The sequence below is a fragment of the Aminipila butyrica genome, assembly GCF_010669305.1.
In the GTDB taxonomy this organism is placed as follows: Bacteria; Bacillota; Clostridia; order Peptostreptococcales; family Anaerovoracaceae; genus Aminipila; species Aminipila butyrica.
In genome coordinates, this window is sequence record NZ_CP048649.1 from 2,842,981 (window position 1) to 2,860,750 (window position 17,770).

The 17,770-nt window shown below is 47.4% G+C and carries 19 protein-coding genes, 1 tRNA gene and 1 pseudogene; all 21 read right to left on the bottom strand.

The window, feature by feature from the left end; all coding sequences use genetic code 11:
• Positions 1-4: 4 nt before the first annotated feature.
• On the bottom strand, positions 5-250 hold the full coding sequence (gene secE / locus Ami103574_RS15880) for a preprotein translocase subunit SecE (RefSeq protein ID WP_163067481.1): 246 nt from the start codon (positions 248-250) through the stop codon (positions 5-7).
• 12 nt (positions 251-262) lie between these two features.
• On the bottom strand, positions 263-424 hold the full coding sequence (rpmG, locus tag Ami103574_RS13465) for a 50S ribosomal protein L33 (protein WP_163067482.1): 162 nt from the start codon (positions 422-424) through the stop codon (positions 263-265).
• Positions 425-625: 201 nt separating this feature from the next.
• Positions 626-1,129, bottom strand: coding sequence for a PaaI family thioesterase (locus Ami103574_RS13470; protein ID WP_163067483.1), 504 nt, complete (start codon positions 1,127-1,129; stop codon positions 626-628).
• A gap of 152 nt (positions 1,130-1,281) precedes the next feature.
• Positions 1,282-2,424, bottom strand: a complete 1,143-nt coding sequence (locus tag Ami103574_RS13475; protein ID WP_163067484.1) for a DHHW family protein — start codon at positions 2,422-2,424, stop codon at positions 1,282-1,284.
• A 44-nt stretch (positions 2,425-2,468) separates the two neighbouring features.
• Positions 2,469-3,917, bottom strand: coding sequence for an MBOAT family O-acyltransferase (locus tag Ami103574_RS13480; protein WP_163067485.1), 1,449 nt, complete (start codon positions 3,915-3,917; stop codon positions 2,469-2,471).
• A gap of 27 nt (positions 3,918-3,944) precedes the next feature.
• Positions 3,945-4,448 (bottom strand): DUF4358 domain-containing protein, encoded by a 504-nt coding sequence (locus Ami103574_RS13485; protein WP_163067486.1) that lies wholly within the window; start codon positions 4,446-4,448, stop codon positions 3,945-3,947.
• A 19-nt stretch (positions 4,449-4,467) separates the two neighbouring features.
• On the bottom strand, positions 4,468-5,403 hold the full coding sequence (locus Ami103574_RS13490; RefSeq protein WP_163067487.1) for a GDSL-type esterase/lipase family protein: 936 nt from the start codon (positions 5,401-5,403) through the stop codon (positions 4,468-4,470).
• Between the two features lie 159 nt (positions 5,404-5,562).
• Complete coding sequence (gene tuf / locus Ami103574_RS13495) at positions 5,563-6,756, bottom strand: elongation factor Tu (RefSeq protein ID WP_163067470.1); 1,194 nt, start codon at positions 6,754-6,756, stop codon at positions 5,563-5,565.
• Between the two features lie 52 nt (positions 6,757-6,808).
• Positions 6,809-6,885 (bottom strand) — tRNA-Thr (locus tag Ami103574_RS13500).
• A gap of 429 nt (positions 6,886-7,314) precedes the next feature.
• Positions 7,315-7,941: an RNA polymerase sporulation sigma factor SigH gene (gene sigH / locus Ami103574_RS13505; protein WP_163067488.1), complete on the bottom strand. Its 627-nt coding sequence runs from the start codon at positions 7,939-7,941 to the stop codon at positions 7,315-7,317.
• Positions 7,925-8,680 carry a 23S rRNA (guanosine(2251)-2'-O)-methyltransferase RlmB gene (rlmB, locus tag Ami103574_RS13510; RefSeq protein ID WP_281350929.1) on the bottom strand — a complete coding sequence of 252 codons (756 nt, stop codon included), beginning with the start codon at positions 8,678-8,680 and terminating at the stop codon, positions 7,925-7,927. The genes sigH and rlmB overlap by 17 nt, the downstream gene beginning before the upstream one ends.
• A gap of 12 nt (positions 8,681-8,692) precedes the next feature.
• Positions 8,693-9,178: a dihydrofolate reductase gene (locus Ami103574_RS13515; RefSeq protein ID WP_163067489.1), complete on the bottom strand. Its 486-nt coding sequence runs from the start codon at positions 9,176-9,178 to the stop codon at positions 8,693-8,695.
• An 80-nt stretch (positions 9,179-9,258) separates the two neighbouring features.
• Entirely contained in the window at positions 9,259-10,089 is an 831-nt protein-coding gene (gene thyA / locus Ami103574_RS13520) for a thymidylate synthase (RefSeq protein ID WP_163067490.1), read from the bottom strand.
• Positions 10,090-10,148: 59 nt separating this feature from the next.
• Positions 10,149-10,556 carry a Mini-ribonuclease 3 gene (locus tag Ami103574_RS13525; RefSeq protein WP_163067491.1) on the bottom strand — a complete coding sequence of 136 codons (408 nt, stop codon included), beginning with the start codon at positions 10,554-10,556 and terminating at the stop codon, positions 10,149-10,151.
• Between the two features lie 15 nt (positions 10,557-10,571).
• The gene (gene cysS / locus Ami103574_RS13530) at positions 10,572-11,969 is read right to left on the bottom strand and encodes a cysteine--tRNA ligase (protein WP_163067492.1); all 1,398 of its coding nucleotides are present in this window, start codon (positions 11,967-11,969) and stop codon (positions 10,572-10,574) included.
• 127 nt (positions 11,970-12,096) lie between these two features.
• Positions 12,097-13,395, bottom strand: coding sequence for a M23 family metallopeptidase (locus Ami103574_RS13535; protein ID WP_163067493.1), 1,299 nt, complete (start codon positions 13,393-13,395; stop codon positions 12,097-12,099).
• A gap of 341 nt (positions 13,396-13,736) precedes the next feature.
• Positions 13,737-14,225 (bottom strand): peptidylprolyl isomerase, encoded by a 489-nt coding sequence (locus Ami103574_RS13540; RefSeq protein ID WP_163067494.1) that lies wholly within the window; start codon positions 14,223-14,225, stop codon positions 13,737-13,739.
• 57 nt (positions 14,226-14,282) lie between these two features.
• A complete protein-coding gene (locus Ami103574_RS13545) occupies positions 14,283-14,798 on the bottom strand; it encodes an NUDIX domain-containing protein (protein ID WP_163067495.1) in 516 nt (171 codons plus the stop codon).
• 51 nt (positions 14,799-14,849) lie between these two features.
• Positions 14,850-16,577: a proline--tRNA ligase gene (locus Ami103574_RS13550; RefSeq protein WP_163067496.1), complete on the bottom strand. Its 1,728-nt coding sequence runs from the start codon at positions 16,575-16,577 to the stop codon at positions 14,850-14,852.
• A 17-nt stretch (positions 16,578-16,594) separates the two neighbouring features.
• Positions 16,595-17,080: a 2-C-methyl-D-erythritol 2,4-cyclodiphosphate synthase gene (gene ispF / locus Ami103574_RS16105; protein ID WP_334297165.1), complete on the bottom strand. Its 486-nt coding sequence runs from the start codon at positions 17,078-17,080 to the stop codon at positions 16,595-16,597.
• A 3-nt stretch (positions 17,081-17,083) separates the two neighbouring features.
• Positions 17,084-17,770 (bottom strand): annotated as a pseudogene (gene ispD / locus Ami103574_RS16110) (2-C-methyl-D-erythritol 4-phosphate cytidylyltransferase); the annotation flags it as partial.

Genomic DNA, 17,770 nt, shown 5'->3' on the forward strand with positions numbered 1-17,770 from the left:
TGTTCTACTTTAAAGAAATGCCCAGAATGGCTTTCAGCGCTGCAAGAACGCCTAAGTCTACCAGCCAAAATCCAACTGCAAAAAACGCACAAGTAAATAGTACGACTACGGTGTAGGAACCCAATTCTTTCTTGGTAGGCCATATAACCTTTTTCATTTCGGTCCGGATGCCTTTGAAATATTCTCCTATACCAACTCTTTGTTTTTTAGGAGCAGCTACCGGCTTATTCTTAGCCTTTTCGTTTTCCATATTACTCACTCCTTATTTTGTTTCCTTATGAAGAGTGTGCTTCTTGCAGAATTTGCAATACTTATCTAACTCGATACGATCTGGGTCGTTTCTCTTGTTCTTCATAGTACTGTAATTTCTCTGTTTGCACTCTGTACATGCTAATGTAATTTTGACTCTTACTCCTGCTGCCACTTTATCCACCTCCTATTTGTGCTATCTGCTTTCAACGTAAATTCAGAGCACTCTCTCAGGCTCCGTATCTTCTCATATTTTGTGATCAGACCGCGCATATTTCCACATGATATACTCAGGTCATATCATACCAAATATCATAAAGTTGCTTATTAAGGATATCATCTGCTCTTGTCCATGTCAAGTTTTTTTTCCATTTCCTTAAAGGTCAATTTCCTCCGGGTCTTCCTCGTTGGTAAGCAGATACCACTCGGAATCTACAAAATCACCTTCGGCGATCTGACTGACAGGCATCTTCATATACTTGCCTGTAGCCTCTACCGCCACCGTGCCATCGGGCAGCAGAAGCTGGCCTTCTCCTTCAAAGATCTTTCTAGTGTTTCTAGTCATCCGGGCGATCCCCTTCAGGTTGGCCTCTGTGGGTACCGGCTTTTTATATTTCAGGTTTAATTCTACCGTTACCCCCCAGCAATCCGGCTCCTGGATACATACGGTCCGGCCGATAAGCTCATCTAATACCGCAGCTGATAAGCCTCCGTGGGTCCGCCCCGGATAACTCTGGTGCCAATCCTCTGTACGAAAAGTGCAGGTCAGATGTCCATCCTCCGTCTCGTAGAATCTGGTGTTTAAGCTGAGCTTGTTCTCTGTTCCGCAGACCACGCAGCGAGCACTGTTATTCTGCTTTTTTATCACCTTGTATCTCATGTTCTCTTACCTTCGTTTCCTCCATTTGAAAAGGGCGAACCGCCGGTCCTCCCTTTGTTCATCGTCTATTTACATTTTATACGAATTCAGCATTAAAATCCAGGCTAATTTAAGATTCATCTCCAATTATTTTCCAGTCCTCTCCGCCCTAGCTACTCTTTCAGCAGGTAGACCAGATTGCGGTCGTTAGAAAACTGAACCAAATTATATAAAAATAGAACATCTGTTATCTGCTTGTCTTCTGCCAGCTTCAGCAGACTTTCCTTGTAATACCGGGGATCCGCCACGTAAATTTCGTCAAAGTGAGCGGTTAGAAAAGGAACAAAGCAGTTGGCGTAGGAATCTTTGATTACCAACATTCTCCGCCCATTGTGAGCCGTTCCCGCGACGGTAGTTAAAGGATTATTTCCGCTGAGGAAGTAGGCGTACTTGTCCTTGGTGCTCAGATAGCTGGCATCATACAGGCTGTCAAACTGTTTTTCGCCTTCCGCGGTCTGAATAACCATCGCCGGCGAGGTTTCTTCTTCTGGTGCCAGTGTCTCTATGCGATCCGGCTGAACCGGATACCCTGCTGCCTTGGAATAGGTGGTGCCGTAGAAGTCCTTCGCCACCGTCTCCGCTTTCAGGTCTGCACGCTTCAAGGGCTCTAGCTGAACCGTTTCAGCCCAAGCCCGATAGGCATAATAAGCGCCTAAGGTGGTCCAGTGGTGGTCAGTCCGGTAATACAGATATTCGCCTTTATGCGCAGTCAGCTGAGAGGTGGGGTCCGTCAGTTGATTGCCGAAATCCGCAGCCAGCTGCTGCAATAAAACTTCCTGATTGGAAGTCGGAGCATACTGAGGCAGCAAATCCCGGTAGACGACTTCTCCGGTAGGGGCAATCAGCAGGGAGAAGTTCAGCGGGCGGCCTGCCTCCGCCAGCTTTTTTTCAAAGGCTGCCACATAGCCTTCATTCTTTTTCAGTTGCTTTTGATCCAAACTCTCTATCGGAAAGAGATAACCTTCCGCACCAAAATAGACGCTGCCGTTATCTTTCTTTCCCATGGTCATATCTGTACGGTTTTTTAGCTTAACCCACTCGTCCCGGACAGCCATGTGATCGGAAGCATACGCCTCAAAAGCCTTCATATATTGGCCTGAGGCTACTGCTGACAAAGACCAGGCCGGAAGCCCCTGCAAATTCCGATTCTCATTGCCGGAAAAAACCCGATCCGGTTCCAGCAGACACCAAAACAGAAATCCCATCAAAATCAGCACAAAACCAATGCCAGTCACCACATCCCTCTTACGGTCCATATACCCCTCCTATGGGCATCCCTATAAACAATCTGTCAAAGGGCTTAAAATCGAAAATATAAAAACGCTTTGTATGTAGATGCCACCACATAGGCGAAACTCACGAGGAATAACAACAGCAATGCTATATTCTCCACCAGAATCATCCCCCAGGACCGATCACACCCCTTCCTGTTCAGACACCGATGCCACAGCCGGGCAGGAAAGTTTGTAGCGCCTATCGCACATGCACCCAGCAGAAGCAGATTACTGCTCAGCAGATACCAGGTGCGGCAATCTGCCAGCCCAGCCCCCGACAGCCCCGCCATACTGGCTCCATAGCTGCCCAGCCAGCCCATATCCTCCGCTGCGAAAATGACCCAACTGACAGTCACTAATCCCATGGTATACAAGCTGGCCACTCCGCTGCCTAAATGAGGATGGCGCTCTCTGAAGCCTTCCAGGGCTTGCCCTATCACCAGCTTTTCTGCCACCAGAATGACAGCAAAATACAGTCCCCAAAGGACAAAGTTCCAGCTGGCTCCATGCCAGAGCCCTGTCAATCCCCAGACAATCAAAATGTTCAGCATCTGCCGCCCATTCCCCTGCCGGTTGCCCCCCAAAGGGATGTACACATATTCCTTGAACCAGCTGCCCAAAGAAATGTGCCATCTGCGCCAAAACTCAGTCACCGATTTAGATACATACGGATAATTAAAGTTTTCTAAAAAGGTAAACCCAAACATACGTCCCAGGCCAATAGCCATGTCAGAGTACCCGGAAAAATCAAAATAAATCTGCATGGTAAAGGCTAAGGCTCCTAGCCAGGCAGTGGCCACCGGCAATTCCCCCGGGCCAGAACCACTGATGGTCCCCCATAGCAGCCCCATGTTATCTGCCAGCAGCACTTTTTTCCCCAAGCCGACGGTAAACCGCCGGACACCAGAAGCAAATAAAGCCAAGTCAGCGGGACGATGAATCAATTGCTCCTCAATGGTCTGAATGCGCACGATAGGGCCCGCCACCAACTGCGGGAACATGGCCACATACGTACCAAAGGCAATGAGATCCCGCTGAGGCTTTACTTTGCCCCGATATAAATCGATGGTATAGGACACCAACTGAAAGGTGTAAAAAGAAATACCCACCGGCAGAGGCAATTCCAAAACCGATAGGTGGGTAGTAAATACCAAATTTATATTCTCTATTAAGAAATCGCTGTACTTGAAAAACCCCAGGATGCCTAAGTTTACCACCGCACTCACCGCAAAGATGCCTTTGGTTGCAGCGGTGCGCCCTCTCAGCCTCAGACTGCTGTCCAGCCAACGGCTGAGGCCATAATTAAACAAGATCGAAAAGATCATCAGAAAGACGTAAATCGGCTCTCCCCAGGCATAAAAAATCAGACTTGCCAGCAGTAAAACCGGGTTCTTCCAGGAGGCCGGGGCCAGGAAATGCAGGCAAATAACCACCGGCAGAAAATAAATCAAAAACGAAATGCTGCTAAAAACCATTGTCCGCCCCTAAGTCCTTCCCTTTTCCTATAACTCCTGTGCGCCATAGCCGTCTAACAGCTTTTTTGCCGCCTCTTTATCGTCACACACCACTAAGATGACCGTGTTGCCATAACTTTCTAAAATCGGATCTGACAGCTTGTCCAGTTCCCCCGGTACATAATTTTCAAAGCCCTCTTTCTGAGCCTGAATTCGATCCTCACAAGCCTGTAATACGTCTTCCACCTTGCCATCAGCCGCCTGAATAACGGCAACCTCTTCCGCAGTAGCCCCTGTGCTGGAATAAAGCACGGCTTCTGGAGCAATCTCCTCGCTTAAGTTATACAAGCTATAAAAAATCTCTCCGTCCACTTGACTTATGGAATCTTTAAACACTGTATTTTCTACTATGTACGCTGCCAGAGCCGACGGTTCCGCCTGCTCTAGAGCAGAGACATTCCCCGTTGTTTCCTTCGCCCCGCCGCAGCCTGCCAGCCCGGTCATCAATCCCAGCGCCATCATTACCATCACACTTTTCTTCCACTTTTTCATCGTCTCTTTCCCTCCATTATTAGATTAAACCTGCCAGACATTCCGCCCACACTTTGCAATAGGCGGCATTTAAATGAACCCCATCCGTAGTCGACTCCGGTATCAGATACCCTTCCTGATTGACCAGAGCTGCTGCCGGATTAACAAACTGCACGCCCTTATCCTGCGCCAGCTTAATGATGTTTTCGTTGTACCAGTAGACCTGTGCGTTGTTATGTACCTTATCACTGTCGTTTTTAGCCTTGGACACCGGCAACACCGCTTGCAAGTAGATCGTGGCTTCCGGCTGCCGCTGGCGAATCTCGTCAATCAACTGCCCGTAGTCGGCTAAAAAGGTCTCTATATGATTCCAGCCTAGTTCGTTGAGACCTACGCCTACAATCACTTTTTTATAAGAAGCTTTCTCCAGCATATCGTATACCGAGACAGCCTGCCCGCTTATGGTCACCTGCTTGCCCTCCACGATTTTATCGATGGTCATGGCCTTCATGCAGAAATAAGAAGCATTTTTTACCCCAGAATACAACTTAAAGCCTTCCACTCTGGAATCGCCAATAATCAAGGTATCGTTGTAAGCCGCATACAGTTGGTCTGGAGACAGTTCTTCTGGCACAACCACCGTCTTACTGCCATCGCTGGTTCCCTGAACGACGGGACTGCCGCTGTCGGATTCCGGCGTCGACTCTGGAGAATGATTCGCCCCTTTTCCCTCTTTTTCTCCTTCAACCTCTTCCTTTTTCTGATCTGAATTCGACGGATCTGCCGTTGAGTTATCGACCTGCTCTTTTTCCGAGGACTGCCCTACCGTCAAATTTCCCGAAGAATCTTGTTCATTCATCGTTGTCTTGAAGTAGGCTGTCATCGCCCAAACGCCACAGAAAACGAAAAGAATCAGCAAAATAAAGCTGATCATGAGAAATAATTGAAACCTTCTTTTATTTGTTATCTTTACCAAAGCCGCTGTTCACCCACCTAAAATCTATACTAAATTGCCCATAATTAACCATTTTTTCGGATTGATTTGTTTCATTCTTCATATATTCTAAATCCAAAGACGAAAAAAGGCAATGGGAATTTACCCATTGCCTAAAATTTCTTTTTTATGCCTATACGCTTACTCGATAACGGAAGCTACAACGCCGGAACCTACTGTTCTTCCACCTTCACGAATAGCGAACCGCAGTCCTTCTTCGATAGCGATTGGTGTGATCAGTGTAATGGTCATCTGGATGTTATCTCCAGGCATGCACATCTCTGTTCCTTCTGGTAACTGTAAATCTCCTGTTACGTCTGTTGTTCTGAAATAGAACTGTGGTCTGTATCCGTTGAAGAATGGAGTGTGTCTTCCACCTTCTTCCTTCTTCAGTACATATACCTCAGAAGTGAACTTTGTGTGTGGGTGGATTGTTCCTGGTGCGCACAGTACCTGGCCTCTTTCGATTTCAGTTCTCTGTACTCCTCTCAGCAGTGCTCCGATGTTATCTCCTGTTTCAGCCTGATCTAACAGCTTTCTGAACATTTCGATACCTGTTACAACTACTTTTCTTCTCTCTTCTGTCAGTCCGATGATTTCTACTTCATCGCCTACCTTCAGCATTCCCCGCTCTACTCTTCCTGTTGCTACTGTACCACGTCCTGTGATAGAGAATACGTCTTCTACCGGCATGATGAACGGCTTGTCGTTGTCTCTCTCTGGCTCTGGAATGTAGGAGTCTACTGCTTCAAACAGTTCTACAATCTTGTCTCCCCATGGACCTTCTGGGTTTTCTAATGCGCCCAGTGCGGATCCTCTGATGATTGGTGTGTCATCTCCTGGGAATTCATATTCGTCAAGAAGTTCTCTTACTTCCATTTCTACTAAGTCAAGCAGCTCTTCGTCGTCTACCATATCGCACTTGTTTAAGAATACCAGGATATACGGTACGCCTACCTGTCTGGACAGCAGAATGTGCTCTCTTGTCTGTGGCATTGGTCCGTCTGTTGCTGCACAAACCAGGATTGCTCCATCCATCTGTGCTGCTCCTGTGATCATGTTCTTTACATAGTCAGCATGTCCCGGGCAGTCTACGTGTGCGTAGTGTCTGTTCGGTGTTTCATATTCTACGTGAGAAGTAGAGATCGTGATACCTCTCTCTCTTTCTTCTGGCGCCTTGTCGATCATATCAAAGTCAACCTTCTGACCTAAACCATATCTCTGGTTTAATGTCTTTGTGATGGCTGCTGTAAGTGTCGTCTTACCGTGGTCTACGTGACCTATCGTTCCGATATTTACATGTGGCTTTGTTCTCTCAAATTTCTGCTTTGCCATTTTTGTTTTTCCTCCCCTTTGCATTCACTTGCAAATATTTTCTTTTTAAAATTGGAGCTGTTGAGCAGGCTTGAACTGCCGAACCTCTTCCTTACCAAGGAAGTGCTCTACCTACTGAGCTACAACAGCACGTTATTGACATTTTACAACAGACAATGGACTTAGTCAATAGGTGAATTTACATGTTTTTGTAAGTTTTCTTCCCACCCTTGATTTTTCATTCTTTTCCAGGGACGGATCTGCAACAAAGCAAAAGGAGAGTGTCAACTCCCCCGTAGCCAAACAGCCTGTTGAACTCTCCTTTTTGAACGACTGTTTTATGCTTGTCCACCCACTGCTGTCTGGTCTCTTCTCTACCCAAGCAGCGCGGGGTGCGCAGGCAAGGTGTCAGTCCACCTAACATTTGGTGCTATTCTTACATTCACTTATAATAATACAACAGGACAGGTATAAAACAAGTTCAAACCATGTACTATTTTTTCTCTTTCTTCGACCTATTTTGCAGGATTCGCTCTATTTAGCCCGGCTTATTTAGGCAGCGGGACAGCCTATCTCTTTTCACCCTCCACGCAAGTGTTCTTCTAATTTTTTCCTTATACGCTGGATGGCATTGTCAATGGACTTGGGTGGTTTATTCAGCAGCTTGCCAATCTCACTATAATTTTTCCCTTGAAGAAATTCTACCAGCACTCGGCTTTCCATCTGGCTAAAAAGGCTTTTACCCTCGCTTTCCAGGCCGGCCATCTTTTCCTTCATGAGCAGGATGGTCTCCGGATCTGCTTCGGAGCCAGAGCACAACGTATCTGCCAGACGAATGTCCTCCCGTTCATCCATCACCCGGTTCTCAATCGAAATAGAAGTATTCAAGGGGGAATACTTCATACGAGCTGCCTGCTTGACGGCAGAAAGAATCTGCCGATTAATACAGAGCTCCGCATAGGTGCGAAAGCTGGCATTGCGGTCGTTACGGTAGCTGCGGATGGCCTTAAAAAGCCCTAGCATCCCTTCTTGTATCACGTCCTCTGCATCAGCCCCCGCCACAAAATATAGCCGGGACTTACCTCTGATAACGGTCTTATACTTGCGAATCAGGGTTTCTTCTGCCAGCTGGTCCCCCGCTTGAGCCAGTGCCGCCAGCTCTTCGTCACTAAGCTCCTCGCCGATGTGGTTACACTCGTCCTGCATCTCTCTGTTTTCTTACCTCACACATTAAAATGGCAGCGGCGTTAGACGCGTTTAGAGACGTAATCTTTCCCACCATGGGAATTGATACGGCAAAGTCGCACTTTTCTCTCACCAGCCGGCTGATGCCGGCCCCTTCACTGCCTATGACGATAGCTGCCGGGCCTTTCAGGTCTGTCTTATAATACGTTTCTCCATCCATGTGGCAGGCATAAACCCACACGCCCTTTTCCTTCAAACTTTCGATGGTCTGAGCAATATTGGATACCTTGGCACAAGCCATATATTCCACCGCTCCAGCAGAAGCCTTCGCTACGACATCAGTAATGCCTACTGCCCGCCGTTTGGGAATAATAATGCCGTGAACCCCGCAGGCCTCCCCAGTCCGCATGATAGCCCCCAGGTTATGAGGATCTTCCAGGTTGTCCAAAATCATTATAAAAGGCGGTTCTTGCCGCTCCTTAGCAATATCCAAGATGTCCTCTACGTCACAGTAACTGTAGGAAGACACATAGGCTACCACCCCTTGGTGAGGTTGTCCCTCTGCCAAGCGATCCAAAGTGACCTTATCCACCAGAGTCATCGGGATGTGCTTTTCCTTGGCCATGCCGACAATCTTTTTAATCGAGCCTTCGGCTCCTTTTGCCACCAGCAGCTTTTCCATCTCCCGCTCATTTCGCAGAGCCTCTATCACCGGATTTCTACCCAAGATGATATTTTTATCGTTCTGTTCTGTTTCCAAACTATTCCCTCTCTATTTTCTCCTGTACTCTGTAAATTGATAGGTCAATCCTTGATATTCTTGGACGGGGCCTTCCCATACCAGCTCTAATTCCTGGCACTGGTCCAAGTTTCTAAAGTAGCGGTCTGCCGGAAAGGCTCGCTGAATTTTCGTCACAAAGTACGTATCACAACAGTCAAACAATTCCTCGTAAACCCTAGCCCCTCCGACGATATATACATCCTCTGAGTTATAAGCTTCCAAGGCCTGAAAAAGCTCCTCTAAACTGTGGTATACAGGGCAGCCTGGCTGATAGTCTTTATCCGAAGAAATCACTAGATTAGTCCGCCCAGGCAAAGGCTTCGCCTGAGGCAGAGACTCCAAGGTCTTCCGGCCCATGACCACCACCTTCCCCAGCGTCGTCTCCTTAAAATATTTTAAATCTCCTGGGATGTGAGCTAATAAGCCATTATCCCGGCCTATTCCCCAGTTTTCATCTACAGCTACGATTATTTTCATGGAGCGTTCTCCTCTTCTTTCAACCATCCATAGGTCTATGTTCAATTCCGATACCCTGACAAACGGACTTGCGTCGCTCTTTATATGGCAATAGGAATATTCTTAATCTGCGGGTTCTTCTGATAATTTTCAATCCGAATGTCCTCTACCGTAAAATCATAAAAATTCTTAATCTCTGGATTCAACGAAAAAGTCGGTGCCGGGAACTGCGGCCGCTGAATCATCTCCTCAATGACCGGTACGTGCCTGTCATAAATGTGGGCGTCCGCAATGACGTGAACCAGCTCTCCCACCTCAAAACCACACACCTGGGCCAACATGTGAACCAAAATGGAATACTGAGTTACATTCCAGTTATTAGCAGCCAAAATGTCCTGAGACCGCTGGTGCAGAACGGCATTAAGCTTTTTTCCAGTTACATTGAAGGTCACACTGTAAGCGCAAGGTTCCAGGTTCATCTCTGATAAATCTTGAAAATTAAAGATGTTGGTCAGAATCCGCCGGGAATAAGGCGTATTTTTTAGCTGCCAAATCACGTTGTCTACCTGGTCCATTTCTCCTTGGGCAAATTTATATTTCTTCCCCAGCTGATAGCCGTAGGCCTTGCCGATGGTTCCTTCTTCATCTGCCCACTCATCCCAGATGTGGCTGTTCAAATCGGCAATCCGATTAGACTTTCTCTGCCAAATCCAGAGAAGCTCGTCAAAGGCCGACTTAAGGGCAGTCGGCCGCAGGGTCAATGCTGGAAATTCCTCTTGTAAATTGTATCGGTTGACGATACCAAACTGCTTGATGGTATGAGCCGGTGTTCCGTCCTCCCACCTGGCCCGCACGAGCTGTCCTTCCGAAGAATAGCCGTTTTCTAATATGTCTTTGCACATATTTATAAATAATCCATCTGCTTTGCTCATGGTTCCGCCTTTCTCTCACACAGAATACCTGTCTTTCGCTTCTGCTTCCATTGATCATTCTATAACTTTTTTCGAACTTGGTTGATTTCTGCCTTGTCAATCAGCTCCATAGCCTGAGAAATCACTTCTTCTAATCGCTGCCTGTCCTCGGACAGATAGAGGTAACCAATCAGCGCCTCAAAGGCAGTGGCCAATTTGTAGGTCACCGGGTCAGCATGTTGGGGTTTGGAAGTAATTTTCCGGTTTCGGGCTCGCTTAACTAAGGAGAGCTCATGGTCAGGTAAGGATTCCATCATCTTCTTTACCGCTAAAGCCTGTCCTTCTGCTCGAACGAATTTTACTGCTAGTTTATTCTGCTTATTTACGTCTACCGAATTTTGCTCCAGCACGTACTTCCGCACGTAGACCTCATACACCGCATCCCCTATGTAGGCCAAGGCGGTGGTATTCATCTTCTTCACGTCCATTGCGCACCGCCTTGTCTATTCCTTTATAATCTGGACGCCCTGTGGCGTGTCCTTCAAGATAATACCCCGGGCCTTCAGCAAATCACGAATCTCATCGGACCGGGCGAAATCTTTGGCCTTTCTAGCCGCCTGTCGTTCCTCTACCAGTGCCTGAACCTCCGGGTCGATGCTGTCGTCATCTTCTTGCTGAAGCAGGCCCAGAACGCCAGTCAGCTCCGACAAGACCTTCCCCGCCTCAAGGGCAAACTCTTTAGAAGCACCGTCCTTTACAGCGGTATTAATATGAGTAATTAACTCAAACACAGCGGTGATGGCATCTGCGGTATTTAAATCATCTTCCATAGCCCGGATAAAGTCCTGCCGATAACGGTCAAAGTTTGCTGCCGCTTCTTGTTCCGCCTGGGTTGTCGTTTCACTGCCGTGCTCCGCCAGATATTTTAAGTTCGCTTTGGCATTTTCCATTCTGGCCAAACCGTTTTTTGCCTGTTCCATCAGCGTATCGCTAAAGTTAATGGGACTTCTATAGTGGCCGGACAGCAGGAAAAATCGCATGACTTCACCGCTGTAATTAGCCAAAATATCTCGGACGGTGAAAAAGTTTCCCTTAGACTTGGACATCTTTTCGTTGTCAATGGTAATATAACCGTTATGCATCCAGTAATTCGCAAAAGGGTGTCCATTGTGAGCTTCCGACTGAGCGATTTCATTCTCATGATGGGGGAAAGCCAAATCCTGTCCGCCTGCATGAATATCGATAGTCTCTCCCAGGAATTTTTTTGACATAGCGGAGCATTCGATATGCCAGCCAGGCCGACCCATGCCCCACGGAGATTCCCAAGCGATTTCATCCTCTGTTTTTCTGGCCTTCCACAGAGCGAAGTCCAACGGATCTTGCTTCTTCTCACCAACTTCAATTCGTGCTCCCGATTCTAAATCCTCAATATTCTGTTTGGACAGCTTACCGTAATCTGGAAACCTTCTGGTGCTGTAGTACACATCTCCTTCTGTCTCGTAGGCATAACCTTTTTGAATCAAGTCATCTACAAAAGAGATAATGTCCTCCATGGTCTCCGTAACCTTAGGATGCACGGTGGCCTTCTTTACGTTTAAGGCTGCTGCATCCTTGTAATATTCTTCAATGTATTTCTCACTGACCTGGCTGGCGCTGACGCCTTCTTCCCGAGCTTTATTAATAATTTTATCATCTACATCCGTGAAGTTCTGAACAAACTTCACCTTTTCACCGCGATATTCCAAATACCGTCTCAAGGTGTCAAAGACGACGAAAGGCCGGGCATTTCCTATGTGGAAATAGTTGTATACCGTAGGTCCGCAGACGTAAATCTTGATTTCATCTTTATCAATAGGAACAAACTCTTCTTTCTTCCTGGTCAGGGTATTATATATTTTCATTGCGCGCTCCTTTTCATACAAATATAGGGCAGGTAAACCTGCCCTAAAATTATACAATAATCTTATTTACTTGTATACCCAATTTGAACCGAATTCAAACAAGTATTGAGGAAACCTCTGACAAACTTTATAAATAATTTAGCGGATTTTGGGATACGCCGTTGATACGTACCTCAAAGTGAAGAACATTGCCGGTAGCATTTCCCGTGCTGCCCACCGTGCCCAAGGTCTGACCCTTAGTTACCTTCTGACCTGCAGTTACGGACATGCTGTTACAATGTGCGTAATAGGTCTGGAGGCCGCCGCCATGGTCTACCTTGACGATATTGCCATAAGAACCGGAATATCCAGCATAGATAACTACGCCATCAGCTGCCGCACCAAACGGTGTGCCTGCTGGATTTCTCAAATCAATCCCCTCATGACGTCTGCTGCCTCGGCTGGCACCATAAGTGGAGGAAACCTCCATGTGGGACATCGGAGACCACAGTATGCCACTGCTGGCCTTGCCGGAGCTGGCCGTTAAAGCCGGAACCGCAGCGGTCCCTTTCAAAGACACCTGATTCTGAGGTTCTGTGGTAACCTGCTCGCTAAGCACATTGGAAGCGACGATTACACCATTCTGTTTGATTACCTGGGAGGTTACGTTCTTGCTTCCTGACACTCCAGCTGTCTTTACCTTGGACTGACCCCTGTAAAGCGTGTTGCTGTCTTCGTAAACCGTCTCATATGGAATGCTTTCCGCTCCCACCAAAGTTTCTGTAGTGGTGATGGCAACGAAAGGTTTTGCGTCGTATAAATTAACAGTGGAACCAATCTGTAAACTAGAAGAAGTAATCCCCGGATTCATTTTTTCCAAATCCTCCACGGATATGCTGCTCTTCACGGCGATATCCCATACGGTGTCGCCGCCCTGAACCACATAGGTCTTCGGGGTAGTCGTTCCTTTTATAATATAAGCGATGGCGTCTGGTACGCTCATAACCCAAGCCGGATCTCCTCCTACCGCTTCCGCATCGTAAGGATCCCAACCGATTTCCTTGTCAAAGACTACCGTCGCGTTAGGATCGGTAGAACCATTTAGATAGTACGTCTTTAGTCCTTCAAATACTGCTTTTGCATCCTCTTCGGTGTTTACTGCCAGAACCGTCTTATCGCCGATTCTCACGAGCCACTGGATGTCGTTGGCTGCCTTTTCCTTATTGAGCGTATTCTGCTGGATAGCTGCCGTCTTTCCCAAGTGAGTGGCCGTGCCCAAATCAGACAGGGGACTAAAGGAAAGAATAGCGGCAATAGCTATAACGCCTACGGCTCCGCCGGCAATAATCTTTTGCTTTCGGGAAAAGTTTTTTGTCATCTCCCTAGCCTTCTCTAAAGTACACTTATCTTTCATAGCATTCATCGCTTGTTTTACTTTTTCATTCATACTCTAAATTCCTTTTTCGCTACTACATGGCGATTGTTTTTTCACGATCCCCTTTCATAAAGAGATACCTCGTATATTTAGTATGTTTCATATATTCCATCTCTATAGCATATTATTTTTTGCTACTCCGATATGTTACAGGATTGTTACAGCAAAGTCAACCCCTCCTACTCTTATTTCACAGAAACTTCAAATAAAAAACCCTTAAGTTCCTTGGAAATCCAGGGAATTTAAGGGTTCTTAAAATTTTCCAGTTAAGTTTTTAACAAATTATTCAGTCAATGAATATATTACAAACTTGTAACAATACCCGTATTTATTTGCGGTAGAAGACTGCTAGCCTACTCCACATCTTCCACGGTAACCGTTTTCATAACCTGGTTTTCCAGAGGCTTGTCAGAACCGTCTCTCTTAACTGCCACGATTTTATCAGCTGTCTCCAGGCCTTCGGTAATCTGTCCAAAAGCGGCATACTGCCCATCCAGGTGAGGGGAATCTGCCACCATAACAAAAAACTGCGAACCGGCAGAGTCTGGATTCATGGCTCTGGCCATGGATAGAACGCCCTTCGTATGCTTCAAATCGTTCTTAAAGCCATTAGCTGTGAATTCACCCTTGATCGTGTGGCCTGGGCCACCCATACCGGTTCCTGTCGGGTCTCCCCCCTGAATCATAAAGCCCGGAATGACCCGGTGAAAGATCAGGCCGTTATAAAACCCATCTTTCGCTAAAGTCTCAAAGTTTTTTACCGTCTCCGGTGCAATTTCCGGAAACAATTCCCCCTTCATTACGTCACCGTTTTCCATCTCAATGGTCACTACTTTTTTCATGCGATTTTCTCCTCTTCCTTCTTTATATTGATTTTCTTCATCTATAATACCCTGCTGCTATCGCAGCTTAAAGCTATCATATGTACGGTCCCGTTTTTTTAAAACCGACAGTACCTCTTTTTCCAATTGACCTTCAAACTTCTCTAGGCCAAAGAAATAGTCCATAAACTCCCAAATTTCTTCCCGCAGAGAATCCGGATAGATGTTCTCTAAGGTCCTCAACTCTTCTCGGGAAATATACCGAACTTCTTTCATGACCTGTTCTTGTCCTAACAGCTCTGGATCGTATCCCAGCGCCAAAGAACCGCCGCAGTTCTTGGCTAGAAAAAAGTTCACAAACCGCTGACCCCGGGCCTCGGAAACCTCTTCTACGTGCCAAATCAATTTCTCAATAGCCACGTCTAGTCCGGTCTCTTCCTTCACCTCTCGGACAGCGGCCTGCCGAGAATCTTCCCCATCCTCGATGGCTCCTCCCGGCAGCATCCAAATGTCCCTGTTCTCGTGGCGCTGCCTTACCATCAGCATCCGCCTATCCTGGTCAAATATGACCACGCGCACTCCACCAGCCCACATCCTGTACTCCTATCCGGAGAATCGACCCCATTTTATCAAGGTCTACTGCTCCTATCTTTCTTCGGCAACAATTTTAATAGCTCGGGCGATGGCTTCCTCCGTGGAAATCTCCTCTTTTTCACTTTCCCGTCGGAGCTTGTATTCCACCTGGCCTTGGGCAGCTCCCCGGCCCACCGTAACGCGTACCGGAATGCCGAGTAAATCTGCATCTTTAAACTTTACCCCAGGCCGCTCTTTTCTATCATCCAAAAGAACCTCAACCCTGGCCTGCAACAACTGCTGATAGATGTGTTCTGCCACTTCAGCCTGAATCTCATCTTCTGGGTTAACAAGCGTAATCACTACTTGGTATGGTGCTACCGACATCGGCCAAATAATACCGTTTTCATCGTGATGCTGCTCGACGATGGCCGCCAGTGTACGAGTAACACCGATGCCATAACAGCCCATGACGATTAGCTGATCTTGCTGGTTTTCATCTTTATAATAAGCTCCCATGGCCTCACTGTACTTGGTGCCCAGCTTAAACACCTGGCCCACCTCGATGCCACGAGCATGCTTCACAGCTGCTCCGCACACTGGGCAGGGGTCTCCTGCCTGAAGCAGCTTAATGTCTGCTACAATATCCGCCTGATAATCCCGTCCGTAGTTGACATTTTTCAAGTGGTAATCTGTTTTGCAGGCTCCTGCACACAGATTTTTCAAACCCGGAATTTCACTGTCTACTACGATTTTGCAGTCATGAAGACCGATTGGTCCTGTAAATCCGCCCACACAGTCAGTGGCTGCCGCCATCTTGTTTTCGTCAGCGAAAGCAATGGCGTGCTCCGGAATATTCAGTGCATTGACCAACTTAATCAGATTTAGCTCCCGGTCTCCTCGAATGAAGGCAGCTACATAGCCGTTTTCCTCGCCCTCATCATCGTAGGTAACAAAGAGCAGGGCTTTGAGAGTCTGCTTCTGATCCAGCCCCAGAAAATTGGCTACATCTTCAATGGTCTTTGTATTCGGTGTATGAACCTCCTCCATCGGCAACTGGGCTTCTGTGGACGGCACGGCATCAGCACACAGGGCCTTTTCCGTAGTTGCCGCCATATGGCAGCTTTCACAGTAAGCGATTTCGCTTTCTCCAACTTCCGATAAAGCAGTAAATTCGTGGGAGTTGCTGCCACCGATGGCGCCTGTATCTGCCTCTACCGGCCGGAAGGTCAGGCCGCAGCGAGTGAAAATCTCCCCATAGGCATCATACATATCCTGATAGCTCTTATCCAAGTCTTCATAGGATTTATCAAAGGAATAAGCGTCCTTCATGATAAACTCCCGGCTTCGCATCAGGCCGAACCGAGGACGGGCTTCGTCCCGATACTTAGTCTGAATCTGGTATAGATTCAGCGGCAGCTGTCGATGGGAGCTGACGTCATTGCGGACAACATCTGTAAAAATCTCTTCGTGGGTAGGTCCCAGGCAGAAATCTCTACCGTTTCGATCTTTTAACCGCCACAGCTCTGGTCCATACTTGGACCATCTGCCAGACTCCATCCACAGCTCTGCCGGCTGCACAGCGGACATCAGAATTTCCTGGCCGCCCTTGGCATCCATCTCCTGCCGGATAATTTCTTCAATCTTTCGCAGGGAACGCCAGCCTAGAGGCATAAAGCCATAGACCCCGGATACCAGTTTCTTAATCATCCCTGCCCGCAGCAGCAGGATGTGACTGGCAATTTCCGCCTCATTCGGCACCTCCCGCAAGGTTTTTACATGCATTTTTGATAATTTCATATGCTACTCGATCTCCTTCAATTTTTGTTCAATATGCACACAGCTTCTGAAGCCATGCCTTCCTTTCGTCCGGCAAAGCCCAATTTTTCTGTTGTCGTCGCTTTTATATTCACTTTATTATGACTTATTTTTAAAGTTTCAGCAATATTTATTTTCATCTGTGGAATAAAGGGAGCCATTTTCGGCTCCTGTGCCATGAGGGTCGCATCGATGTTCCCCACCTGATAGCCTTCTTGTTCCAGCAGCTGGCCAACTTCTTCCAGCAGCTTTATGCTGGAAATGCCTTTGTAGCGCTGGTCTGTATCTGGGAAATGGCGGCCAATATCCCCCAAGGCTGCCGCCCCTAATAAAGCATCCATGATAGCATGAACCAGTACATCTGCATCAGAATGACCTGCCAGCCCCAATTCATAAGGAACCTCCACCCCGCCTAAAATCAACCTTCTGTCTTTCTCTAATCGGTGTACATCGTACCCGATTCCTGCTCTTGTTTCCATGGGCATATCCTCTTTCGTGGTAATCTTAATGTTGGCATAGTCCCCCTCTACCAAGCAGACTGGAAATCCTGTTCGCTCCACCAACACGGAATCGTCCGTGCCATAAAACTTTTCTGCAAAAGCTTTCTCATAAGCATCCAGCAGCTGCTGCCGCCCAAAGGCCTGGGGGGTCTGAATACTCCGCAGACTCTGCCGTTCCAGGGTGCTTTCTACTAGCTCCCAGTCGGCCTTTTCTAGCGTTTTTTCCGTCTCTATGGTGCTTTTCACCGTCTTGACGGTGTCCTTCAAGGCCACTGCCGCCACAGCAGAGCCCTTTTCTACAGCCGTATGAACAATCCGTCGAATCAGGTCCTGAGACACAAAAGGCCTGGCAGCATCGTGAACTAACACCAAATCCATCTCCGTTGGCAGGGCCCGCAGCCCCTGGTACACCGAATCCTGCCGCTGATCCCCTCCAGGGATAATGGCCCGAACCTTTTCCATGCCAGCCAGCAGCTCTTCTGCCACCTCCACATAGTCCTGGGCCGCAACGACAAAAATGCCGTCAACATACGAATTCTGGCTGAAGGCCAAAACCGTCTCAACAAGCACCGGCTTACCCTGTATTCTTAAAAATTGTTTTGGAACGCCGCTGCCCATCCGTGTTCCGAATCCAGCAGCGGCTATAATCACAGCGATCTTTTTATTTTCATACAT